Origin of the sequence: Roseibacillus ishigakijimensis, assembly GCF_016595415.1 — a bacterium.
GTDB classification, from domain to species: Bacteria; Verrucomicrobiota; Verrucomicrobiia; order Verrucomicrobiales; family Akkermansiaceae; genus Roseibacillus; species Roseibacillus ishigakijimensis.
Window position 1 is genome coordinate 25,980 of record NZ_JAENIO010000016.1, and the last position, 23,468, is coordinate 49,447.

22 protein-coding genes are annotated in these 23,468 nt (G+C 59.2%); 19 read left to right on the forward strand and 3 right to left on the reverse strand.

What is annotated here, in order from left to right:
• Entirely contained in the window at positions 1–1,317 is a 1,317-nt protein-coding gene (locus JIN78_RS07895) for a hypothetical protein (RefSeq protein WP_200391413.1), read from the forward strand.
• Positions 1,318–1,356: 39 nt separating this feature from the next.
• Positions 1,357–1,974, forward strand: coding sequence for a hypothetical protein (locus JIN78_RS07900; protein WP_200391414.1), 618 nt, complete (start codon positions 1,357–1,359; stop codon positions 1,972–1,974).
• 227 nt (positions 1,975–2,201) lie between these two features.
• On the opposite strand, the gene JIN78_RS07905 is transcribed toward JIN78_RS07900, so the two are convergent.
• Positions 2,202–3,443: a porin gene (locus tag JIN78_RS07905; RefSeq protein ID WP_200391415.1), complete on the reverse strand. Its 1,242-nt coding sequence runs from the start codon at positions 3,441–3,443 to the stop codon at positions 2,202–2,204.
• A 234-nt stretch (positions 3,444–3,677) separates the two neighbouring features.
• On the opposite strand from JIN78_RS07905, the gene JIN78_RS07910 reads away from it, so the two are divergent.
• The 10 genes from JIN78_RS07910 to JIN78_RS07955 all read left to right on the forward strand — a co-directional run bounded on the left by JIN78_RS07910 (position 3,678) and on the right by JIN78_RS07955 (position 14,411).
• On the forward strand, positions 3,678–4,487 hold the full coding sequence (locus JIN78_RS07910; protein ID WP_200391416.1) for a phosphate ABC transporter substrate-binding protein: 810 nt from the start codon (positions 3,678–3,680) through the stop codon (positions 4,485–4,487).
• A gap of 190 nt (positions 4,488–4,677) precedes the next feature.
• Complete coding sequence (gene pstC / locus JIN78_RS07915; RefSeq protein WP_200391417.1) at positions 4,678–6,642, forward strand: phosphate ABC transporter permease subunit PstC; 1,965 nt, start codon at positions 4,678–4,680, stop codon at positions 6,640–6,642.
• Complete coding sequence (locus JIN78_RS07920) at positions 6,639–8,285, forward strand: PstA family ABC transporter permease (protein ID WP_200391418.1); 1,647 nt, start codon at positions 6,639–6,641, stop codon at positions 8,283–8,285. The genes pstC and JIN78_RS07920 overlap by 4 nt, the downstream gene beginning before the upstream one ends.
• Before the next feature lie 5 nt (positions 8,286–8,290).
• On the forward strand, positions 8,291–9,124 hold the full coding sequence (gene pstB / locus JIN78_RS07925) for a phosphate ABC transporter ATP-binding protein PstB (RefSeq protein ID WP_200391419.1): 834 nt from the start codon (positions 8,291–8,293) through the stop codon (positions 9,122–9,124).
• A 47-nt stretch (positions 9,125–9,171) separates the two neighbouring features.
• Positions 9,172–9,837, forward strand: coding sequence for a phosphate signaling complex protein PhoU (gene phoU, locus JIN78_RS07930; RefSeq protein ID WP_200391420.1), 666 nt, complete (start codon positions 9,172–9,174; stop codon positions 9,835–9,837).
• A 154-nt stretch (positions 9,838–9,991) separates the two neighbouring features.
• Positions 9,992–11,395: a 3-isopropylmalate dehydratase large subunit gene (leuC, locus tag JIN78_RS07935; RefSeq protein WP_200391421.1), complete on the forward strand. Its 1,404-nt coding sequence runs from the start codon at positions 9,992–9,994 to the stop codon at positions 11,393–11,395.
• Between the two features lie 27 nt (positions 11,396–11,422).
• Positions 11,423–11,680, forward strand: coding sequence for a DUF3820 family protein (locus JIN78_RS07940; protein ID WP_200391422.1), 258 nt, complete (start codon positions 11,423–11,425; stop codon positions 11,678–11,680).
• On the forward strand, positions 11,677–12,318 hold the full coding sequence (locus tag JIN78_RS07945) for a class I SAM-dependent methyltransferase (RefSeq protein ID WP_200391423.1): 642 nt from the start codon (positions 11,677–11,679) through the stop codon (positions 12,316–12,318). The genes JIN78_RS07940 and JIN78_RS07945 overlap by 4 nt, the downstream gene beginning before the upstream one ends.
• Before the next feature lie 39 nt (positions 12,319–12,357).
• Positions 12,358–13,380 (forward strand): FAD-dependent monooxygenase, encoded by a 1,023-nt coding sequence (locus JIN78_RS07950; RefSeq protein ID WP_200391424.1) that lies wholly within the window; start codon positions 12,358–12,360, stop codon positions 13,378–13,380.
• Positions 13,380–14,411: a type III polyketide synthase gene (locus JIN78_RS07955; protein WP_200391425.1), complete on the forward strand. Its 1,032-nt coding sequence runs from the start codon at positions 13,380–13,382 to the stop codon at positions 14,409–14,411. The genes JIN78_RS07950 and JIN78_RS07955 overlap by 1 nt, the downstream gene beginning before the upstream one ends.
• 23 nt (positions 14,412–14,434) lie before the next feature.
• Here the strand turns inward: JIN78_RS07955 and JIN78_RS07960 are convergent, their stop codons facing one another.
• Entirely contained in the window at positions 14,435–15,814 is a 1,380-nt protein-coding gene (locus tag JIN78_RS07960) for a sulfatase family protein (RefSeq protein ID WP_200391426.1), read from the reverse strand.
• 181 nt (positions 15,815–15,995) lie between these two features.
• Here JIN78_RS07960 and rnhA point away from each other — a divergent pair, with 181 nt between their 5' ends.
• The 3 genes from rnhA to JIN78_RS07975 all read left to right on the forward strand — a co-directional run bounded on the left by rnhA (position 15,996) and on the right by JIN78_RS07975 (position 19,422).
• Complete coding sequence (rnhA, locus tag JIN78_RS07965; RefSeq protein WP_200391427.1) at positions 15,996–16,460, forward strand: ribonuclease HI; 465 nt, start codon at positions 15,996–15,998, stop codon at positions 16,458–16,460.
• Positions 16,461–16,901: 441 nt separating this feature from the next.
• On the forward strand, positions 16,902–18,452 hold the full coding sequence (locus tag JIN78_RS07970; protein ID WP_234037871.1) for an excinuclease ABC subunit UvrC: 1,551 nt from the start codon (positions 16,902–16,904) through the stop codon (positions 18,450–18,452).
• A 46-nt stretch (positions 18,453–18,498) separates the two neighbouring features.
• Positions 18,499–19,422 (forward strand): hypothetical protein, encoded by a 924-nt coding sequence (locus JIN78_RS07975; protein WP_200391428.1) that lies wholly within the window; start codon positions 18,499–18,501, stop codon positions 19,420–19,422.
• Between the two features lie 78 nt (positions 19,423–19,500).
• On the opposite strand, the gene JIN78_RS07980 is transcribed toward JIN78_RS07975, so the two are convergent.
• On the reverse strand, positions 19,501–20,541 hold the full coding sequence (locus tag JIN78_RS07980) for an Mrp/NBP35 family ATP-binding protein (RefSeq protein WP_200391429.1): 1,041 nt from the start codon (positions 20,539–20,541) through the stop codon (positions 19,501–19,503).
• A gap of 147 nt (positions 20,542–20,688) precedes the next feature.
• Between JIN78_RS07980 and JIN78_RS07985 the strand changes: the two genes are divergently transcribed.
• The 4 genes from JIN78_RS07985 to JIN78_RS08000 all read left to right on the forward strand — a co-directional run bounded on the left by JIN78_RS07985 (position 20,689) and on the right by JIN78_RS08000 (position 23,467).
• Positions 20,689–21,582 carry a hypothetical protein gene (locus JIN78_RS07985; RefSeq protein ID WP_200391430.1) on the forward strand — a complete coding sequence of 298 codons (894 nt, stop codon included), beginning with the start codon at positions 20,689–20,691 and terminating at the stop codon, positions 21,580–21,582.
• A 73-nt stretch (positions 21,583–21,655) separates the two neighbouring features.
• On the forward strand, positions 21,656–21,898 hold the full coding sequence (locus JIN78_RS07990) for an acyl carrier protein (protein ID WP_200391431.1): 243 nt from the start codon (positions 21,656–21,658) through the stop codon (positions 21,896–21,898).
• 126 nt (positions 21,899–22,024) lie between these two features.
• Positions 22,025–22,555, forward strand: a complete 531-nt coding sequence (locus tag JIN78_RS07995; RefSeq protein WP_200391432.1) for a hypothetical protein — start codon at positions 22,025–22,027, stop codon at positions 22,553–22,555.
• A gap of 21 nt (positions 22,556–22,576) precedes the next feature.
• Positions 22,577–23,467, forward strand: coding sequence for a LysM peptidoglycan-binding domain-containing protein (locus tag JIN78_RS08000; protein WP_200391433.1), 891 nt, complete (start codon positions 22,577–22,579; stop codon positions 23,465–23,467).
• Position 23,468: the final 1 nt, after the last annotated feature.

Sequence of the window (23,468 nt, forward strand, 5' to 3'; positions counted from 1 at the left end):
ATGAGAACGAATTTTCTAAGAACGGCCCGCATGGGGGTGGCTCTCGGCGGGGGACTGGCGGGCAGCCTTTCCGCTAATGAAGCCCTCGACCTGCTAGAAGGCAAAATCACGGCTGAAGAAGCGACCGTGGACGACATTCTGGCTGCGTCGCGGGCAGAGGAAGTCGGGGTGGGAGAAGCGGCCGAGAAGGAGGTCTTGCGAGACAACCGGGACTACTCTTCCCGCTGGAAAAATCGCCTCGCACCCACCGCGCTGGTTTACGATAATCCCAATGGACGGGTGGTGCAGGCTGTCGCCATCGATGGCCTGGCAGAGTGGGGGATGGCCCAGGGCAGTCTTGAGCCCAAGGCGGGAAAAAGCGAGGACCTGGATGAGAGCCAGCTGAAGCGGGTGCGCCTCGGCGGGATGATGCGGGCCTTTTACAACACCGATTTGGAAGGACGCGTGGTTGCCGACGGAGAAGGTTATCAGGGCGTCGATACCCTGAAGGCGACCGTGCAAGTGAACGAAGCTCTTCAAGTCGAGGGGGGAAAATTCCGTCCCCCCTTCAGTCAGGAATACAAGCAGGACCCGGCCGTGCGGATTGCACCCCGTCTTTCTCCGCTGGTGGAGCAGGTGGCCCCGGCCAATACCTTGGGCACCCGGGTCAGCGTGGTTGATGGCCCGTGGGAACTCGGCTTGGGCTGGTTCAGCGGGGCCCGCGACCGGAACCTGCCAGACTTCGAGGGCGGCGGCTTCGTGCTTGCCAATATGAGCTACACCTTTGACCGGGACAAAGTGGTGGCCGCCGGTGAGGAAGAAGGGGAGGCTCCTCCGGGGCATCAGCGCTGGCATTTGGACTACCTATATAACACCAGCTCCGAGCGGGACGGCAGCGTGCCCCTGGGCTATCGCCATCTTCTCTCCACCGGGATCGAGGTGAGCAGCGGGGACTTCGACTTTGCCGGGGACTTCATCCTGGCCAATGGGGATATTGCCACCGCCTGGGGGATGACCCTCACCGGGCGCTACTGGCTCTTCGAGGATGCGCTGCGCTTTGTCGGTCGCTACAGCTATGCCGATACTGATGATGATGGCGCCCTTTCCATTGGCATCGGGGTGGCCGATGCCCGGGGCGACGCCACGCAACCGCTGGAAGGCTATTCCAAGGTTCTCGCCGCCGATGAGCTTCACTCCTTCTATGCCGGTCTCGATTGGCACTTTATCCAGGACTATCTCATTCTCTCTACCGGGCTGGAGTATCAGCTCCTCAAGAATGAGAGTGACGGCGACTTCAACAATCTGCTCTGGCACACTGGGGGCCGGGTGGCCTTCTAATCCCAGCTCGTTGACAATCTATCAAATCACTTGAATACTATGAAATTTGTAGCACTTCTGGCAGCCTTGGGACTTTCCAGCCTGGGTTCTGCCTTCGGGCTCGGCATTGATGTCGAGAGTCTGGGGACCAAGCTGAATGGCTGGTCGAAAAAGCGGACGGCGACCTATACCGTCGACAATCACACCTACCGCACCCACGTGCCGACGGTGACGCGAAATCTTGATGGCGGCATTTTCGTCTCCATGCGGGTGGAGCATATCTCGGCCTTGCGGGCCGATGCGGTGGCCTATCTGGAGTTGACTTTCACCCCTGCCGGTTACGTGGGGGCTTCCCAGATTCGACTCACCATGAATGGCAATCGTTATGATACCGGTCAGGTTCTGCGCACCGAGGAGCAAGCGTTGCCGGAGGGCGAGATCGGCTCGGTGGATTGGCGATCCACCCACATGAAGATGGTTCTGGAGCTTTTCCGAAAGCTGGATGGCGAGTTCGCCAAGGCTGAAAAGGAGGAAGAAGCAGGGACGCGCGATCTCTGGGGACGCTTCCGGGGAAGCGAGCTGGAAGAAGCCGATGTCGCGGCTGCCTTGCGCCACAATCTCAACCTTCTTCTCGCTAACGTCGGTTACGGATTTTCCAGCGAGTATTCCGGTAAATAAAGGCCGGAGATTGGCTGGTCCGGATTGGGAAAGGCGGAAAGGACCGCCCCCCGGTTGTTTGTCAGGTCGCGGGATCGAATCTCCCGCGACCTTTTTTGTGAATGGATAAAGACCCACTCCAGATTCTCTTTCTGGTCAATTGAGGCCGTCTTTCCGGTTGGAAAAGGACGAGCCAAGCCTGCTTGCTTTGCTTTCAGGATTTGACCAGCAAGAACCTCGGACGGGCATTAGAAGTAGCTGCGGAAGGCGAGCCACAAGGTCAGGGCGTCGACATCACCGGCAGGGGTGCTCAGGTCGTCGTATTCCACCCCGGCCATGATCTTGGCATTGTGGTCGCAGAGGTAGTAGTTGAGACCACCATAAATGCTGTGGTGCTCGTCACCCCGGCCCCCATTGATGGCAGCGTCGGTGTCGTCATTGCGACGCAGGTAGCGGCTATTCACCCGGATTCCTTCGTCGGCGGAGGAGCCGGCATACTGGTAGCGGGCCACTGCTTGCAGGCGATCCTCCAGTAACCAGTAGTGGGGCATGATCACTACACCCCAGAAGTCGTCCTGGCGGTCGGGGTTATTCTGGCCCATGCCGGAGCTGCCATTGTCTCCGTAGATGAAGTCAGTCACCAGACCCCAGGGGCCGGATTCATAAACCGCGCTCACGGAAGTGGCCCACTGGTAGCCCCAGAGGCTGTCATCCTCGGCGTCGGAATCGTTGTAGACAAAGTCCACCAGCACGCTGAAGTCGTCGCTGACCTGATAGCCCAGCGAGGCCTGATAGACGAGGGCTTCTTCCCATCCTGCCACGAACTCGTCTTCTGGCTCGGTGGAGTAGACGCCAAGGAGCATGTCCCAGGGTCCCTGGCTGCCTGCCAGCTTCACCCCGGTGGGACGCAATGCGCCGTAGATCTTGTTGGAAATGGCGGAGCGCTCCACGGTGATGATCTTCTTGGAGGACTCGTTCGCTTCGTGGGAAATGGCGAACTTGTGGCGACCGTAGCTGAGGTGCAGGCTGTCCATGCCGAGGCCAAAGGCTTTCGCCAAATCAACCCCGAGGAGAGCTTCGTCAAAGCCCTCGTAACCCCAGTCCAAGTCGTCCCCACTGGGGCGGCCATCGGAAACCAGGTTGATGTTGCCCTTGAAGTCAAAGTAGTTGAGGAACTTGCCCTTCGCGCCCACCCGCACGCGGCGGAATTCGTTGTAGCTGTCGTTGAAATCATCGCCGTCGGCGTCTGTTCCATCGATCCAAGCGGTTTGGAACTGGAAGCGGCCGAAGACCGAGAAGTCCTGCACGAGCGGATTGAGCCAGTCGCTGGGCGTTTTTCCCACCGTCTGCAGGGCGTCGCACCAACTGGCGGGACTTTCGGCCACCGGGGTCTCCGGAAGGGGAGCCGGGGCAAGGGGGGCTTCGCCAGCCCAGGCCAACCCGCCGCAAGCGAGGGCAAGGCAATTGAGAGGAAGGATCGTGTTCTTCATGTGCATGGTTTTTAACTAGGGTGCCACAAACTTAAACTCCGTTAGTTGAAAAAGCGTGGACGTGGAATTGTGACGAAATTGTCACGCGAGCCACAGAGCTAGCGCTTCGGTTGCAAAAAGGGGAGATTTTAATGTGACAAAATCGTCACTTAAAAGAGAGCGCGCCGACTGGCATTCTGTCCATGTTTGCGCCGTCCCAACCATCACCGGGAGGGCCGAATTCCAAGTAACACTATGAAAGTAAAAACTCTAATCGCCACTCTGGCCTCGGGTCTCATCCTCGGCGGCACCGCTTTGGGTCAGTCCAAGGTGGTCATCAAAGGTTCCGATACTCTGGGTGCCAAGATGGTTCCCCAGTTGACTGCGGTCTACAAAGCCAAAGGCAATGCAGTCGATTTCGAGATTGCGGCCGAGGGTTCCTCCACTGCTTTCACTTCCTTGCTGGAAGGCACTGCTGACATCGGAATGAGCTCCCGTGACGCCAAGGAAGGAGAGAAAGACTCCTTCACTGCGAAAGGCAAAGAGCTCGTCGAGCACGTCGCCGGGATTGACATGATCGCGGTGGTGGTGAACGAAGCCAATTCCGTCAAGAACCTCACCAAAAAGCAGGTGGAAGGTATTTTTACTGGTGAAATCACCGACTGGAGTGAGCTCGGTGGCAAGAAAGGTGCCATCTCAGTCTACACCCGCAACACCTCTTCCGGAACTTACAAGAGCTTCCAGGAGTTGGCGATGAACAAGCGCGACTACGGGTCCTCCACCCAGAAAATGGCAGGCAACGAAGCCATCGCTTCCGAAGTCGGTCGCAATCCCAATGGCATCGGTTACGTCGGTTTGGCTTACGCGGAAAATGAAGGTCTCGTGCCCGTGACGGTCGATGGCAAAGGCCTGGAAAAGCCCTCCGAGTATCCTCTTTCCCGCAAGCTTTACTACTACACTGTTGGCGAGCCCAGCGGTGAAACTGCCAAGTTCCTCGAGTGGGCCATGACTGATGAGATCGCCAAGAAGGTGATCGAAAAAGTCGGTTTCGTGGCCGCTGAGTAAGCTTCCACCCAAGAAATTTTTCTCCACGCCTCTCCTCCCCGGGGGAGGCGTTTCTATTGCCAAAGAGCTGATTCTTCTCCCTTTGGCGGGTGGTCGAGGATTCCCCAGGGAGGGCGCGATCGCTAAAAAATGACCGGGTGGCCGTTCCCGGGTTGAACAAACGGCTCTGACAACCTAGCACAAGACTTCAATGTCCGAACAATCCGCGCAGGGTGAGGCGAAAGCCTTCCGCAAGAAAGCAGGCTTCCGTTTCATGGGGCTGGGTCTGCAGGATATGATCCGCTACTTTTTCGGCGGCAATGCCATGGTGGCGATTATCGTCCTCTTGTTGATTTCCGCCTTTCTGGCAAAAGAAGCCTTTTTCTTTTTTCCCCGTCATTTGGAAGAATTGCGGGCCTATCGCGAGACTGGGCAAGAGTATGTCGGCTACATGGATGCCGAGCTCAAGGCTCATCGCAAGATCACCTCCGCTGCCACCCAAGCTTACAATCTCCAACTGCGCAGTGTGGTGCGCGATGAACTCGCGCTTCTGGAAGTGGGTCGCGAGGTGAAGACCCTTCTGCGGGAAGAAGTCGAACGTGAGCGCGATGCCCTCGCGGCGGCCGAGGAGCAAGTCGGGGTGCTCGAATTTATCGGGGGTGAGGCCTATGAGGTGGCCAAGGCGGAGGTCGAGGAAAAGCGCCAGGCCTTGCAGGAAGCGGTGGCCCGGGCGGCTGGGGACCTGAGTGTGACGGACCTGACATTCAGCGAAGTCACTCCCGAGGAAAAGCAGTTCAATCGCATCAAGCAAGCCATGGTGCGCGATCTGACGGGGGAGGATTCTCCCTGGCTCGCCGAGTTGGAAGCGCGTATTGCAGAAAAGCAGGCTGCCGCTGAAGCCGAGTATGAGCAATTCGGCACTGCCGTCACCGAGCTGGTGGCTGCCCAAGCTCCGCTTGAGGAGTTGTGGAGCAAACTACGCACCATCACCTCCGAGAACCGCGACGAGGTGGAGAAAGCGCGCACCGCTCCCCGGCGCAAGAAGGCCCTCGAAGATGGGGCCAAGCTCACTGATGACCCCGAACGCAAGGCCGAGATGCTGGCGCAAGCTGCCGAGGTCGATCTTTCCACCCCCGAGCCGGAGGAGATGACCCGGCCCGTCTATGACCACCGGGACGAGCACCAGGCCCTGCGCCAGGAGCTGCTTCAGACGACCCGGCGCTTGGTCAAAGCCATTCCAGACGAGGTTGCGGCCAAACAATCCAATGCCATTCTCGAAGACTTGCCCAAGGTGCGTGAGGGGTTTGAAAAGCAGTTCAAGCGCCTGGGCAAAAAAGCGGAGGAGTGGTCCCACGACGAGAAAATTGGCATGGGTGGTTCCATTCTGACCTTTTTCCTCGGCACCGAGTGGGTGACCAATTCCAGCTGGAATGATGTCTACGGCCTCCTGCCGCTTTTCTCCGGCTCCTGCATTATCGCGATCATCGCCATTGTGATTGCCGTGCCCTTTTCCGTCGCGTCGGCGATCTACGTCAATCAGATTGCCAGCCCCCTGGAGCAGAATCTCATCAAGCCCACCATCGAATTTATCCAGGCCATTCCTTCCATCGTGCTGGGCTTCTTCGGCATTGTCGTGCTGGGTGATTTTCTCCGGGAGATGAGCCAGTGGGAGTTTCTGGCCTGGCTTCCGGGCTTTCCCATGCAGGAGCGCTTGAACGCCCTCAATGCCGGACTTCTGCTGGCCTTCATGTCCATTCCGACCATTTTCACCCTGGCGGAGGATGCTCTCAACAACGTGCCCAAGGCCTATCGGGATGCCTCTCTGGCTCTCGGCAGCACCCGCTTGCAAACCATTTTCAAGGTCGTGGTGCCCACCGCTCTCTCCGGGATCGTGGCGGCCGTTCTCCTCGGCTTCGGCCGCATCATTGGCGAGACCATGGTGGTTCTCCTCGTGGCGGGAAATAAGATTGCCATGCCTGAGTGGGGAGAGGGCCTGGGTGTCCTCACCGACCCCACCCACACCATGACCGGTATCATCGCGCAGGAGACCGGAGAGGTGGAGCAGGGTTCCCTGCACTGGCGCGCCCTCTTCATGGTCGGGATGGTGCTCTTCACCATCTCGCTAGTCTTGAACTCCCTTTCCCAGGAAATCCTCAAACGTTTCGGTAACAAATGACCACGGACGACAACAATTCGCAAAGCGACTCTGCGAACTCGAATCCCTTCGCGCATCACGAGAGTTCGCTGCAAAAGGTGGAAAAACTGCAGCGGGTCCTTCTCTGGTCCGCCACCTGGTTCGTCCTCCTCATCGCGGGCATCATCTTCGGGACCATTCTCATGCGCGGGGCTCCCGTCCTGGCCAAGTATGGCACCAGCTTTCTGACCAATAGTCCGGAAACCCTCTTTGTGCTCAAAATCAACGAGGGCACGACCTTGGAGCTTCCCCCCAAGGATTACGAGCTCGTCGAACGCTCCAATCCCCAGCTTGACTTTGCTGGGGTGACTCCTTTGGAGGTGCCGCGGGAACGGGTTTCCTTTGTCGTTCCCCCGGGCCATCACCGCCTCTCTCTGGGCAAACTGCGGGACCTGGAGATGGCGACTGGCAAGACCTTTGCTTTCGAGAAAAAACATGAAGCGGGCGAGGTGACCGTGGCGGTCGACAAAGAGGTGGTAGGCTTGATGGACAAAGGCGTCTTCGAGGAATTTACCGCTGGCTTGGAAGGAATGGCCTTGCGGGACCAGCGCCCGGTGACTGTGACCGATCAACGCATCCGCTTCACCTTACAAGAGCGGGGGCAGGTCGAGATGCCTTCCACCATCGCTTTCAAAATCAAGGAACTGAACCCGGAGGCCCTCAAGGGCGTGCAGGAGGAGACTCATTCCTACTCGGCGGGCGGGGTGCTTGGCCCTCTGGCTGGCACCGCTCTGCTGGTCATCATCTGTATGGTGGTGGCTCTCTTCGTGGGGGTTTCGGCCAGTGTTTATTTGAGCGAATATGCCAAGCAGGGCTCGATGATGAATTCCATCCGCCTCGCCATTCTCAACCTCGCCGGGGTTCCTTCCATCGTGTTCGGCCTCTTTGGCCTCATGCTCTTCGTTTTCCTCGCTCCCAAGGTGACCAATGTGGTGGCCGTGCGGGATTCCGTGCGCGTGCCTCTCTGGCCTTCCTTCTCGGAGCCTCCCGTCCGCCAGCAGGTGGAGCGCGAAATCCATATCGCAAAAGGCACCCCAATCAAGGAGGCTGTCCGGGAGGCCAACGCTACCCGTTCCAAAGCGGTCTGGAACGGCCGCTGGTATCTCAGCTTCGAGGGGTGGGGGACTTGTATGCTCGCCGGGGGCTTCACTCTCGCGGTCATGGTTTTGCCCGTCATCATCACCGCTTGTGAAGAGTCGCTGCGGGCGGTGCCCAAAGGATACCGGGAGGCCTCCCTCGCCCTGGGGGCCACCAAGTGGGAGTCCATCCGCACGGCGGTGCTCCCCTATGCCTTGCCGGGAATTCTCACCGCCTCCGTGCTCGGGATCACCCGGGTAGCGGGGGAGACCGCACCCATCATGTTCACTGCAGCCTTGGCGGAACGCTCCCTCCTTCCCTGGGAGGGCATCAATCGCTCCGGCTTGGGCTGGCTTTTCGACTTCCTTTCGCAATCGGTGCAGGCCCTGCCTTACCACATCTACACCGTTGCGGCGCGCATTCCGCAATCGGAATACACCCGCCCCATGCAGGATGGCGCGGTCCTCGTTTTCATGCTATTCGTGATGTCCTTCGCCGGTCTTTCGGTGTGGTTGCGCATCCGCATGCGGAGTAAATTGAAATGGTAATCAAGATGAATCAAGATACTGCAACTTTGGGTGAAGAGACGCCCGCCAAACCCGCGGTGGGCGAGATTGAAGGACGCCGCACCATGATCGAGTGCACGGACGTCAGCTTCAGCTACGATGGTGGCAAGACCAACACTCTCGACCACATCTCGCTCGATATCCCTGAGAAAAAGGTGACCGCCTTCATCGGGCCTTCCGGTTGTGGCAAGTCTACCTTTCTGCGCTGTTTCAACCGCATGAACGACCTCATTGATACCGCCCGCATCACCAGTGGCGCTATCAAAATCATGGGGCAGGATATCCATGCTCCTGAAGTGGACGTCATCGAGTTGCGCAAGCAAGTGGGCATGGTCTTCCAGAAATACAATCCCTTTCCCAAGTCCATCTTCGAGAACGTGTCCTATGGGCCGCGCATCCAGGGCAATAACGACAAAAAGAAGCTGGAGGAAATCGTGGAGAAAAGTCTTCGGGGAGCCGCGCTCTGGGATGAGGTCAAGGACCGGCTTCACAGCAGTGCCTTTGGCCTCTCCGGCGGGCAGCAGCAGCGCCTGTGCATCGCCCGGGCCATCGCCGTGCAACCACGGGTCATTCTGATGGACGAGCCTTGTTCGGCCCTCGATCCCATTGCCACCGCCAAGGTGGAGGAGCTCATCACCGAATTGCGGGAAAAATACACCATCGTGATCGTGACCCACAGCATGCAACAGGCTTCACGAATCTCCGACAACACCGCCTTTTTCTATCTGGGCAAATTGATCGAATACGATGCCACTTCCACTTTGTTCAGCACGCCCACCCAGAAGCAGACAGAAGATTACATCAGTGGACGCTTCGGTTAATGCTAGACAGGCGAACATTATTTTTATTAGGTTAGGGGTTTTCCCCCATGACGACAACGACTCAACGCAAATCATCCATGCCCGGTAAACACATTTTGGCCAGTTTCGACGAAGCTCTCGTGGCTTTGAAAGAAGACGTCCTCGAACTTGGCGTTCTCTGCCGCACCAATCTCAGTCACTCCGTCAATGCTCTTCTCAAGAGGGAGCTGGACCAGGTGGCCCGGGTGCTTTCCAATCAGGATGAGATGCAAAACCTGGCCCACCGGATTGATGAGGATGCCATGAATCTCATCGTGCGGTTCCATCCCGTGGCTTCCGATTTGCGCTTCGTGCTCAGCTCCATGAAGGTGGGGGCCAACCTGGAGCGCGTCTCCAATCACGTGGTCAAGATTGCCAAGCGCACGCCCAAGATTTTGGCCATCGGCGAAGTGGTGGAGGTCAATTTGCTGGAGCCTCTCTATCTCCGCTCGGACCAAGCTCTCGGGCAAGCCATTGTGGCTTATAGTGATAACAATCCCGACCTGGTGGCGGAGTTGAACGAAGATGATGACGAGATCGACAAGCTCTACAAAAAAGCGCGTCGCACCTTCACCTCGGCCATCGAGGATAATCCCGCCAATTACCGCGAACTGATTCATCTCATGTTCGTGGCCCGCTCCCTTGAACGCATCGGCGACCATGCGGTGCACATTGCCGAGAACTTGCTCGAATAGGCGCCCTGTTCCCTTTCCGGCGTCTTCCTGGGGAGGGAAGGGCCTCCGTTTTCCCCGGCGAGCTTGCCTTTTCGGGAATTTCTTGCGAGGCGGTTCTTGAAAAGTTCTTTCTCGTCGTGCACATTCCCGCCCCGCGCGAAGCGGTTTCAAGAAGATGGCGAAGACCTTGTATCAGAAAGTTTGGGATGCTCACACCGTGGGCAAGTTGGGTGACGGACGGACTCAGTTGTTCATTGGCACCCATCTCATTCACGAGGTCACTTCGCCCCAGGCCTTTGGCATGCTGCGCGATCTGGGCCTGAAAGTGAAATTTCCCCACCGCACCTTCGCGACCATCGATCACATCGTCCCGACCGAGAATCAGGACCAGCCCGCTGATCCTCTGGCGGCCAAGATGATCGATGCCATCCGCGCGAACTGTGATGACTTCGGGGTCACCTATTTCGACCTGCAGTCCGGCAAACAGGGCATTGTCCACGTGGTGGGGCCCGAGCAGGGGATCACCCAGCCGGGCACAACCATTGCCTGTGGTGATTCCCACACCGCCACCCACGGAGCTTTCGGAGCCATCGCTTTCGGCATCGGCACCACCCAGGTGCGCGACGTGCTCGCCACCCAGACTCTCGCCATGGAGTCCCTCAAGGTCCGCCGCATCGAGGTCAATGGCGAGTTGCCTCCCGGGGTTTACGCCAAGGACGTCACTCTGCACATCATCAAGCTCCTCGGGGCCAAGGGCGGTATTGGCTATGCCTACGAGTATGCCGGCAGCACCTTCGACAACTTCACCATGGAAGAGCGCATGACAGTGTGCAACATGGCCATCGAGGGCGGCGCGCGCTGCGGCTACGTTAATCCCGATGAGAAAACCTTCGAGTTCCTCAAGGGCAAGCCCTACGCCCCCAAGGAGGAAGAATGGGATGCGGCCGTGGAGCGCTGGAAGTCCTTCGCCTCCGATGCCGATGCCGAATACGACGATGTCGTGGTCATCGATGCCGCTGATATCGAGCCCACCGTGACTTGGGGCATCTCTCCGGACCACGCTCTCTTTGTTTCGGAAAATGTGCCTGAGCGCAACGAGTCCACCGCCGAAGCCCTCGACTACATGAAGCTGGAGCCCGGCGCGCCCATCAAGGGCACCAAGATTGACGTGGCCTTCATGGGATCGTGCACCAACGGGCGTCTTTCCGATTTTCGCGAAGCGGCCAAATACCTCAAGGGCCGCAAGGTGGCAGAAGGAGTGAAGGCCATCGCGGTGCCCGGCTCCCAAATCACGGCTGTTCTCTGCGAGCAGGAAGGGCTTGATAAAATCTTCGAGGAAGCGGGCTTCGAGTGGCGCGCCGCCGGTTGCTCCATGTGCCTGGCCATGAATCCCGACAAACTGGTGGGAGACCAAATCTGTGCCTCTTCCTCCAACCGCAACTTCAAGGGTCGCCAAGGCTCTCCCATTGGTCGCACCATTCTCATGTCGCCCGTGATGGTGGCTGCGGCAGCGGTGGAAGGCCATGTCGCCGATGCCCGCGAGACTTTTGCCTTCACCCAGGCGGAAGCAGTTGCGTGACGGCCCTTGCCACCCGATGCTCCCGAGATGATGGAATTCGGGGACATCGATCAAGAGGAATGGCGGCAGATCTACGAGGACCTCTGTGTTTACCGCATGCCTTTCGGTCGCTATCAGGACCGTCTCCTCGTCTCGCTGCCGGACGAATACCTGATGTGGTTTCAGCGCCAGGGCTTCCCAACGGGACGTCTTGGCGAGCTCATGGCCTTTGTCTATGAGGTTAAAATGGCGGGCGCGGAAGAGGTCTTTGTCCCCATCCTGCGACGGGAAAGGAGAGGCTCGTGAAGCGGGTGATCGAGCCGGAAATCCTGGATGATTTGCCCGCCAGCGACCCGCGCGCGCAACGCAGTCGACGCGATTTGCGCCTCATCAATGCTCTCATGGGCAATGAGCGCTGGATTTTGCGCGAGCTGCGCCGCCGGGCTCGGGGTCAAGCGGTCTGCGAGCTCGGGGCAGGGGACGGCGAACTTCTCCGTGCCCTCGCACGCCAGGGTCACCCCGGCTGCGGCTTTGATTTCCAGCCCGCCCCGGCCGACCTCGCCCCGGGGGCGGAGTGGCAGCAGGGCGATTTTCTGCAAACTCTGCCCCGGCAAGACCAGCCTGCGCGCGTGGTGGTGGGCAGTCTCATTCTTCACCACCTATCTTCACCCCAATTGGCGGAACTCGGTCGTTTGCTGTCCCGTAGCCGTCTCCTGCTTTTTGCCGAACCCCTGCGCTCGCCCTGGGCGCTGGTGGAAGGCCGCACGCTCTTTCCCTTCGTGAACGACGTCACCCGACACGACATGATGGTGAGTATTCGGGCGGGCTTCCGTCGCGGGGAACTGCGGGAGCTGCTCGCTTTGGAGGGCGATTGGCAATGGCGCGAGAGGACGACTCTGCGCGGGGGACTGCGCTCCCTTGCTTGGCGGGAAGAAGCGAATTGATTTGACCTGATAGGAAACGGGGGGAGGGTCGCAGGGAATTTGAAGGCGCGGACCATTGAGATAGCAGGCGGAGGAATCGCCGGACTGGCCTTGGCCGGGGCCTTGGCCCGTCGGGGAGTGGCGGTGTGCCTGCACGAGGCCGGCAGCTATCCTCGCCACCGGCTTTGCGGCGAGTTTCTCAATGGAGTGGGGGAGTCCACCCTGCACGCCCTCGGGCTTAGCACCTTGTTTTCCGATGCGCTCTGCCACCGCGAGATGGTTTGGTTTATCGGGGAAAAAAAGGTGGCGCAATCGGCCTTGGGCCGTCCCGTGCGCGCGCTTTCCCGCTGGGAGATGGACCGCCGTCTCGTGGCATGGGCCCGGGAGCAAGGGGCGGAGGTTCATGAGCGCTCGCGCCTGGTTGCAGAGCCTCGCGAAGGCTTGGTCTGGGCCGCTGGTCGCTTCTTGCAGAAGGACAGCTCCTGGCTGGGGCTGAAGGCTCATTACCAGGGTCTCAAGTTGTCTGCTGGGCTGGAGATGCATCTCGGGTCTGCCGGCTACCTTGGCCTGACCCCGGTGGAGGATGGGCGCGTCAATGTCTGCGGGCTTTTTCACCGTCAACGAGGGGTGCAAGGCAAGGGTTCCGCCTTGCTGGAAAATTATCTGCAGGTCAACGGACTGACGGGGCTCGGGCAGCGCTTGCAAGCGGCCGAGGCCGACGAATCTTCGCTGACCGGGGTTTCTGGTCTGCGCTTCGGCAGCCAGTCCCATCCCCCCGATTTGCTCACTCTTGGGGATAGCGAGCGCATCGTGCCGCCCTTCACTGGCAATGGCATGTCTATGGCTCTGGAGGCCGCCGAGTCCGCGCTGGGTCCTCTGTCGCGCTATGCTGGGGGGGATTGCTCGTGGGCCGAGGCCCGGCAGGCAGTCCGCAGCCTCCTCGCCAAGCGTTTTTCCCACCGTCTCACTCTGGCCCGGGGTCTTCACTCCGTGCTTTTGCATCCTCTCGGCCGTTGCTCTCTGGCTTGGGCCGCCCGGAGTCGTTGCCTTCCCATTGCCACTCTTAACCAACTCTTGACCTGATGTTTCTGCAATCCCTCGCCAGTGCCACTCCGCCCCATGTTTTTTCTCAATCCGAGGTCTGGCAACGGATTGCGGAGTCTTCCCGGGTGCGTGCGCTGGCTCCCCGCTCCCGTGCTCTTTTGGAAAAAGTGCTCACTGGCGACTCTGGGATCGCCCGGCGCGCTTTTGTCCTGCCTGACCCCCTGGACCTCTTTGCTCTCGGACCGGAAGAACTTAATCGACATTACGAGCGGGAGGCCCCCCGGCTGGCCTTGGCCAGTTTGCAAAAGGCTCTCGACGGAGCCGCGTTGGGAGCGGGGGAGCTCGACGCTCTCTTTGTCTCCTCCTGCACTGGTTATCTTTGCCCCGGATTGGCCAGCCACCTCGCCGAGCTTGCCGGAGTGCGGGGCGAAGCCTTCTTGCAAGATGTCAATGGTTTCGGCTGTGGGGCTGCGGTGCCGCTCTGGCGGGCTGCGCAGGGTTTTCTCGCCGTCCATCCGCAGGCCCGCGTGGCCACGGTGGCGGTGGAGGCTTGCTCCCTGGCTTTTTATCTCAATGACGAGCCCGGAGTGCTCATCAGTGCCGCCCTCTTCGGCGATGCTGCCGCCAGTGCCATCTGGGCTGGAGAGGAGCGGGCGAGCGCCGGGCAGTGGCAGGCTGGAGCATTCGCCACTCGTCATTTGCCTCAAGAGCGGGAGAAAATTCGCTTCGTCAATAGCGGGGGGTTTCTCAAGAACCAGCTTCATCGCAGCGTCCCCACCCTGGCCGGACAAGCGGTGGGCGAGCTATGGGCCGCGCGCAGTGGCGAGCCCGATGCCGTGCTCTCTCATTCCGGTGGACGCGAGGTGGTGCTGGCGGTGGAGGAAGCCACCGGGCGGGACTTGCCCGAAACGAGGCAAGTGATGCGCGACTTCGGCAACTGCAGCAGCCCCAGCGTGATGATGGCCTTGGAGCAACGCCTGAATGAGGGCGCTTCGGAGGGAGACCGCCACTACTGGCTCACCGCCTTTGGGGCCGGGTTCGCCGCCCATTGTTGTGAGCTGCGGCGGTGAGAGGCTTTTGCGCAAGCTCGGCCTCAGGGACGGATGCCCTTGCGCTCGGCGGAAAACACGGCCCCGCTGGGTGCGGTGGGGAGGGTCTTTTTCCATTCCTCGAGCAGCCTCAGGAGGCGCTGGGCTTCCCCGGGGTGTTTGCTCCGCAAGTCCTCCCTTTCGTAGGGATCGCTACCGAGACGGTAGAGTTCGTAATGGCTGCTGTTTTTGTTGCTTAGGAGCTTCCACTCATCCTGAACGACCGCATGGGAGGCCCACTTGGCTTGGGGCGGGGAACCCCGGCCCTCCATTTTCCAAAACAAAGGCTTCTCGCGCCGGGGGGCCTTCCCTCCCTTCAGCACCGACAGCTGGCTCACCCCGTCGGGACGGTAGTTCTCGGGCAGATTGACCCCGGCCACCTCACAAAAGGTGGGTAGCAAGTCGACCGCCGAGAGCAGGGATTCCTTGTCGACCCGCCCCTTCGGCACCACCCCGGGCCAGCGGACGAGGAAGGGAACCCCGATGCCGCCTTCGAGGAGGGAGCCTTTGCGCCCTTGCCGACCACCCGTCGTGCCCACCGCCGCCCCGAGTCCCCATCCCGCCCCCGTCGCGGTGTCATATTGCAGCTCCAGCTCTCCACCGGCTCCACTGCCGGCCGGGCCATTGTCGGAGCTGAAAACAACCAGGGTATTGTCTGCAACTTGGAGGCGATCGAGGGCCGCGAGCACTTCGCCAATGCGGTCATCGGCATGGGAAATCACGGAGGCATAGATGCGCTCCGCTTCGTTCTCCCACTCACGGAAACGCCACTCATACTTTGGCACGGTGTGAAAGGGGGTGTGGGGCTCGTGGACCCAGAGATTGATGAAGAATGGGGTCTCTTTTGACACCGCTTTTTCCATGAAGGTCACCGCTCGCCGGGAGTCCTCGTGCACGGGCATTTGTTCTCCCGCACAGTTGAAGGCGCCGTAATCGTCGTAGCCATACGCACTGGGCAGAGGTGAGTCCGGAATCATATTGTTGGAAAGGTGCCACTTGCCATAGTGGGCCGTCGCGTAGCCCGCCTCCTGGAGAAGACGGGGCAGAAGGGTGACCTCGGGATCCAGCCAATCCGGCATGCCCCGCTTGGCATTGCTCGGCACCCAAGCAAAGTGCCCGTCGATGTGATAGCGTGCGGGAAAATGTCCGGTCAGGACGGCCGCTCGACTGGGTGAACACACTCCGCTGGCCACCGTGAAACGATGGAAATCGGAACCCTCCGCCGCCAGGCGATCGAGATGGGGAGTGCGGAGGAAGGGATGGCCATGGCAGCCGAGATCTCCCCAACCCCAATCATCGGCAAAGATAAAAACGATATTGGGACGAGCCTCCACAGAATGGATGGTGCCGAGGAGGCAAGCGAGGAACGCGAGGATGGATTTCATCACAACAGGAAAGATGGGAGAAGAGAGGGCCTGATTGCCTTCTCAGAACGAGGATACGCTTGCCCCCTGTCCAATCTTGGCTTCTTTGCGCGATTTTTGAGAAAAGAAAGGAAGGAGACTGGACCGCAGCTGCAAAAGATTGCAGACCGGAAGGAACCGGTGACAAGCACCGGGGAGGGCAATGAGCAAAGTAGCGATTTATACCGATGGCGCCTGCCGGGGCAATCCCGGGCGGGGAGGATATGGCACCATTCTAACAAGCGGATCCTTCCGCAAGGAACTGAGCCAAGGCTACCGTCTCACCACCAATAATCGCATGGAAATTCGGGCTGCCATGGCTGGTCTCGCCGCCCTCACCCGGCCCTGCGAAGTGGAAATTTACTCCGACTCCAAATACCTCGTTGATGCTAACAATAAAAAGTGGATCGAGGGTTGGAAGAAAAGGGGCTGGAAGCGGGGCAAAGGCGAGAAACTGGCCAATGTCGATCTCTGGCAGGAATTGGACCGGCTTCGTAGCAAACACCAGGTCATCTGGCATTGGGTCAAAGGCCATGCCGGGCACGCCGAGAATGAACGTTGTGACGAACTCGCCACCACCGCCGCCGATGGTGGCGAACTCATCGAGGACTTTGGATTCGAAGGTTAACGGTCGGAGGTAGCGGGGGAGCTGGCCAAGGACAACCATGGTGCGGATATCCGTCGGGCTTTCCCGTCAATTGCGATGGAGACTTGCTGGCCAGTAATTGTCATTAGTCATATCTAATCATATGTCTTTTCCGTTCTGTCCTATCCCAGCACCGCTGCGTCAATCCTGCCAAATTCTGCTCATCCTGTCAGAAACCAACAGAGGCCACGTCTTCCCCAAGGAGCGTCAAAACCTCCCCTAAAAAGAATTCTGTCCCATTCTGTTAATTCTGTCCCATCCAAGCACAGCTGCGTCAATCCTGCTAAATCCTATTCATCCTGTCAGAAACCAACAGATGCCACGTCTTCCCCTAGGAGCGTCAAAACCGCCAAAGTTCCAGTCTTTCCTTGAAATTCCCTGCCGAATTCCCCGGCTGTGCTATCCTGTCCGCCCGCTGAAACCATGGCCGTCGATCTGAAAGCCCAATTGCGCGAAGTGCCCCACAAGCCCGGAGTCTACCTCATGAAGGACCGCCTCGGTTCCATCATCTACGTGGGCAAGGCCCGCGATTTGCGCAAGCGTCTTTCCAGCTATTTCATGCCTTCCAAGAAAATGCGCGCCGACCTCAAGACCCGGGCGCTCATCGACTCCATCTGTGACTTCGAGATTCACGTCGTGCGCAACGAGCCCGAATCCCTGCTGCTGGAGGGCAAGCTCATCAAGCAGTATCGGCCGCGCTACAACGTCGCCTTTCGCGATGACAAGCGCTTCCTCCTCGTTCGCATTAATCCCGACGAGCCCTGGCCCAAGTTCACCACCACGCGGCTGAAGAAAGACGATGGCGCGCGCTACTTCGGCCCCTTTGCCCATTCCGGAGCTCTGCGGGGCACGCTAGCCTGGCTGCATCGCGAGTTTGGCTTGCGCACCTGTGCTCCCCGCGTGCCGGGCGAGACCGATTACCGTCATTGCAACGCTGACGTCATCCGCAACTGCACCGCCCCTTGTGTGGGCAAAATTGAGCGAGCCGATTACCTCGCCCGAGTCGAAGAGGCCTGCACTCTGCTGGAAGGTAAGGGACGTCGCGAGCGGCTCAAGGGACTGAAGGAGGAGATGGAAAAAGCGGCGGCCCGCATGGACTTCGAGCGCGCGGCCAAGCTGCGCGACATTATGCAGAATCTCGAGAAAACCCTCAGCCCCACCCGGCAATTCACCCGCGGGCGTGGGGTGCCCACCACGGTGAAGCCCACCGAAGACCTCGCCGAGCTCGGCGAACTCATGGGGCTGCCGGGCCCGCCGGAAATCATGGAGTGCTTCGATATTTCCAACATCTCCGACACCCACATCGTGGCCAGTATGGTTCGCTTTCGCGGGGGAGCACCCGACAACCAGAACTATCGCCGCTATCGCATCAAGGGCGTCACGGGGCAGGACGATTTTGCCAGTATGGCCGAGGTCGTGCGTCGCCGCTATGCCCGCATCCTGGCGGAGAATAGCGAGGCCAATCCCGAGGTCGCCGAGAGTCAGGAGCGCCCGTTGGAAGCCTTGCGGCGCTTGGCCCGCGAGGGAAAAAGCCCTATCACCATTCCCGACCTGGTCATTGTCGATGGCGGCAAGGGCCAGCTTTCGGCGGCGGTGGAGGAGCTCAATCGGCTGGGCTTGGGGGAGTTGACCGTGGTCGGGCTGGCCAAGCAACGGGAGGAGATTTTCTTTCCCGGGGAGAGCGAGCCCCTTTTGCTGTCGCACGAGACCGGGGCTCTCAAGCTCATGCAGCGCATCCGGGACGAAGCCCACCGCTTTGCCAACGGCTACAACGAGTTGCTCTTGCGCAAACGGATGAAGGAGAGTCTGCTCGACGATTGTCCGGGGGTCTCGCCCCGGCGCAAGGCGGCTTTGCTCAAGAAGTTTGGCAGCGTGGCGCGGGTGCGGGAGGCGACGGTGGAAGAGATCGCCGCGCTACCGGGATTCTCCGAGAAGACCGCGGAAAGCATTCTCGAGTGGCTGGTGAATTTGTGAGAAAAATCACATTGTCGGCAGGAGGCCTTCTCGTTATCTCGGAGTGATGCCCGTTTTGTGCTTGTTGGTATTCTTTGGCCTGCTCTCCGTTGGGGGCGGGCAGGGTGAGGTTTTCCGGATTTCCCGGGTGGTCGCGGTTGCGGGGGAGGGCGTGGAGCGTCACTCTCTGATCGTCGACGAGCGAGAAGAAGTGCTTTTGGTGGCAGCGGAGGCCATCGTGACCGAGAAGGATGTTCGGCAGGTCACACCTGATTATGCGCGCCCCGGTGTTCTCATGTTTGACCTCTATGAGGAGGGAGGGGAGCGTCTGCGCAAAGCAACAGCTGCCCTGGAGCCGGGTCGGGAGCGTTTGGCTTATTTTTACCAGGGTCGGTTGCTAGCCGCGCCTTGGCTGCAAGGAAAAACTGGGGCTCAATTCATGGTGACCGGTCTCGCGGAGATGACCTTATCCGAACTCATGGCGATGGCTGATACCATTTGCCAACGCGAAGTTTCGTCTGCTGCCGAGGGAGCTACAGACGGGCCAGGTGTCGAACGGCCTGTCGACGACGATGAACTGCGGGCCGGGGAAGAGGAGACGCGTTTGGAAATCATTTTTCCGGAGGGAGAGCTGGCTGCCTTCACGACGGTGGAAGAAGTCGTTGCCTTCTTCGAGGCGGCAAAGATTGTGGACTCTGGTCAAGGCTTGAGCCCTGCCGATTTGCGGCTTCTGACGGCTATGGCTTTGAATTTGGCAAATCTGGCAGAGGGCAAGGGGCGGGGGGAAATCCGGATAGATTGTGATTTGCTGCGTTGCCTGGCTCATCAGCTTCCCGACATGGGGCTGCTTTGCCGCAAAGCGATGGGGGAACGTGTTAGTTTGTTGCAGGTAAGGACGGTGCTGTGGCCCTATGGATTCGAGGGAAAGGCCTTACCCGCTCCCAGTGAAACTCTGTTCCCACGGCTCGGGCCGGGGGCCGGAGAGCAGTAAGAGTGGGGAGGAGGCAAATGGAGGCCGCTGGGGGGAGAAGGACTGCTCTTCGGACCGGGGTAGTCGGGCGGATTTGTCCTAAACGCCTTGGAGCTTGTCCAGACGTGCCTGCAGGCCTTGCGCGGCTTGATGGTAGGGCGTATCCGTGCTCTGCAAGGCTACGGGTTGGCCGGCGTCGGCTCCTTGGCAGGTTTCCGGTTGCAAGGGGATTTGGGCGAGGAGAGGGACCTTCAGACGGGCCGCTTCGCGTTCGCCGCCGCCGGAGCCGAAGAGGGGATAGCGCTTGCCGTGGTCGCATTCAAACCAGGACATGTTCTCGATCAGGCCCAGGATGGGGACATTGACCTTGGCAAACATGGTCACGGCCTTGCGGGCATCGATGAGGGCGATCTCCTGCGGAGTGGTCACGATGACGGAACCGGTGAGCGCGACCGATTGCACGATGGTGAGCTGGATATCGCCCGTGCCGGGAGGGAGATCGAGGACGAGGACGTCGAGTTCGCCCCAGGCTACTTGCTTGAGGAATTGCTGGGTGTAGCGGTTGGCGAGCGGGCCGCGCACAATCACCGGCGAGCTGTCGGAGAGGAGAAAGCCCATGGACATGAGCTTGATGCCGTGGGCTTCGATGGGAATGATGTTCTCGTTCTCGTCCGAGGTCAGGTCGTGGTGGGAGACGCCGAACATGTGGGCGATGGAGGGTCCGTAGAGGTCGCAGTCACAGAGCCCGACCTTGAGCCCCTGGCTGGCGAGGGAGACCGCGAGATTGGCCGAGACAGTGGACTTGCCCACGCCGCCCTTGCCGGAGGCGACCGCGATGATGTGCTTCACCCCGGGAAGGCTCTGCTTGACTGCGCCGGAGTCGCCTTGGGCGGGGGGATCCTTGATGTCGATGCCGACCTTGACCTTTTCCGGCCCACCGAGCTGGGAGTCGAGCAGGGCGTGGATGTCGTTGAAAATCTTGCGGGGGATCTCGGCGTCGCGGGTTTGGATTTGGAGGTGGATATCAGCCACGTCGTCAACCATTTCGGCCAGTTTGACGAGGCCGAAGGAGACGATGTCGCGGGAGAATCCGGGGTATTTGATGGTGGCGAGCTGGGCCCGCAGGTCGTCGGTGGTCATGGGATGCGTGTGGGGGAGAGAGTATCGCGGGATGGCGACAGGTAAACCACGAGTGCGCACTTTCTGAGTCCTCTCCGGCGGGGGCGCGATCCGTGGCATGATGGGCTTGCCATTCGGGCCAGAACTCGCACACTGGCGATCAATTTCATGAATGATTCCGACGAATTGGTATGCAAGCCCACCCAGTGGTTCATTTGGCGAGCGGCAGCGATGGCGGTGATGTTTGCGGTGGGGGCCTTCATGTTCTTCAAAGACTGGAAGTGGGGCTACCCGGAGAAGAATGTGCAGCGCTTTTACTACCTGGCCTTCGAGCAAGCCAAGGAGGACTTTGCGGAGCATGAGCAGCTCGGAAAAAGTGCTGCCGAATGGGAGGCCTATGCCAGCGCGCAAAAGGTCTTTCAACCCATCGACAAGAATGGGGAAAAGGTGGAAAAAGTGGCTCCCGTGGTGCCGGCCGAGACGGACCTAGCGACCACTTGGCCGGAAATCTTGGCCGACTACGAAACCTATCAGCCACTCTACGAAGCGGGCAAAAACATCGCCGCTCCTCCCGGTTGGAAGAAATTTACGAACTCCGGGGGACGGGCCTGGGAAGACAAGGCCCCCGATGAACTGAAGAGTGAACGAAAAATCAAGGAACAGCTCTACATCGGCATTCTTTGCACCATTCTCCTCCTGGTGGCCATTTTCTTCCTCCTGCGCACCCTGGGGCGCACCATGCGGGTGACCGGTGAAGGCTATATTCCCCCAGGAGGGAAGCTGATTCCCTTTTCCGCCATCAAGCGCATCGATGCTCGCAAATGGGACACCAAGGGTCTGGCCACCCTGTATTACGAGCGGGATGGTAAAGAGCAGAAGAGCAAGGTCGACGGGATGGTCTACGGGCAGTTCAAGAAGGAGGAAGGCGAGCCTGCCCAGCGTCTGTATGAACGCATTTTGGAGAATTTCGACGGCGAGTTGATCGAATTGGCTCCCGATGAGGAGGACGAGGAGACAAGGCCGGAAGGAAAGCAGGAGGCGACAAATGACAGCGAGGATTGATTTTCGCCATTGCCAAGCTTCTCCCCGCCAAGTAATCCTCTCTCTCCACACCATTAACCACTAAAGAGACCCCATGTCCGACAAAACGAACGAAGCACGAATCAAGGATATCATCGTCGAGCAACTCGGCGTGAACGAAGATCAGGTGACTAAGGATGCCAAATTGATGGAAGACCTCGGTGCAGACTCTCTCGACGCCGTTGAGTTGGTCATGGCCATTGAGGAAGAATTCGGTATCGAAGTGCCCGACGACGAAGCGGAAAAACTCACGAGCATGGGTGAGATTCTCGCGTATGTTGAAGGCGCGACCGAGTAAGATTCACACAACCTGAAACCCAGTTTTCAAGAGGTGGATCCCAACCGGGTCCGCCTTTTCTGTTCTTGAGAAGAAGGGCGTCCTTCTTCGCGGGAGACGGATTGATACCCAACAAGCAACGAACTCTTGAGCTCTCATTCCCCTGACAGTGTGCAGTATGCCTTGGAGACGACCAAGGTGCTCTACGAACCGGATCGGCGAATCGATACCTTTGGTTCTACTCGCTTCGAGTTCCAGCTCATCTCCGAGCTGATGGATTCGGTGGGGCAGGTGAGGGTGCGCACGGGGGAGTTCGAGGCCTCACAGCCCCAGATTATCCGACCCGAGGGCTATCAAGAGATTGCCACCGAGGGATTTGGCGAGAATGCCAAGAAGTTTTTCGACTGGATGGAGCAAGAGGGGCAGATGCCCAAGATTCTTCAATACGGCTTCCACTTCAAGCGCAGTGACGTGCGGTCCGACCTGGTGCACGAACCCTTGGAGTCGGTGCGCGGCCGTCTCTTGGACAGTGCCCGGGAAGAGGGGCGGCCCATGCTGGCGGTCCTGGAAGGGGTGGATGACGCTTGGGAGATTTGCCTTTTGCGCTTTGCCATGGAGATGATTACGAAGTCGCAGGGGATCAACCTTTTCGATTTCAAAAGAAAAGGTCTCCTTTGAGAGTAGAAGAAGAAGCGCGTTATGAGAATCTCCGTTATTTTCAAAAGTCTGGCGGCCCTCCTGGTGCTCAGCGTTTTCGCTCTTCTTTTTTTTGGATTGGACTGGGCCCGGAGTCATTATTACGAACCCGAGCTGAACCGGCAGGAGACTTTGCTGGGCTTGCAGGCAGCCGAGCTCCCCGATGTCGAGCCCGGGGATCGTGCCTTTCAGCGGGCGGCGGAGCTGCTGGCTACTGGGCAGCTCGAGGACGCCAAGGAGAAGCTTCACTTCATCATCAATTTCAGTCCCGGTTCGGCCGCCGCCTCGGAAGCGCGGCGCATTCTGGGGGAAATTTACCTCGATGAGATTTTTGCTCCCGGGGAAAATGCTTGGAAGGTGAAGCACACTGTGACGCGGGGCGAGTTTCCCCTCAATATCGCCAAAAAATACGAGACCACGCTCGATTGTATGATGGTGATCAACAATTTGCATCGCCTCCAGCTCCATCCCGGAGACGAACTCTATCTGGTGGCGCTCAATTTCAATCTCCGCATCGACCTCAAGCGCCAGGCGCTGACCGTTCGACGCCAGATTTCCGAGGATCCTCGCCGTGATGAGTTTGTGAAGGAGTATGCCATCGAGCGCTTTCGATTGCCCTCACAGGAAAAAGCGGTCATCAAAACCTCGGTCAAGGACAAGAAGGGGATGGTGGGAACGCAAAGTGTGACCACCAGCGCCGACTCCTACCGTGAGTCTCAAAAAATCATTTGGCTCAATCACAAGGGGTGGCAGATTCGGGCCGTGCCGGAGATGGCGGATGAATTGCCGGAGGGAAACGGCTTTTTTCTCAAGCGAGCGGATATCGAAGAGCTGGCCCTCCTTTTGCGGGTAGGGAACGAAGTTGAGATCTTGATGGATAAAAACGAGCAGTAAC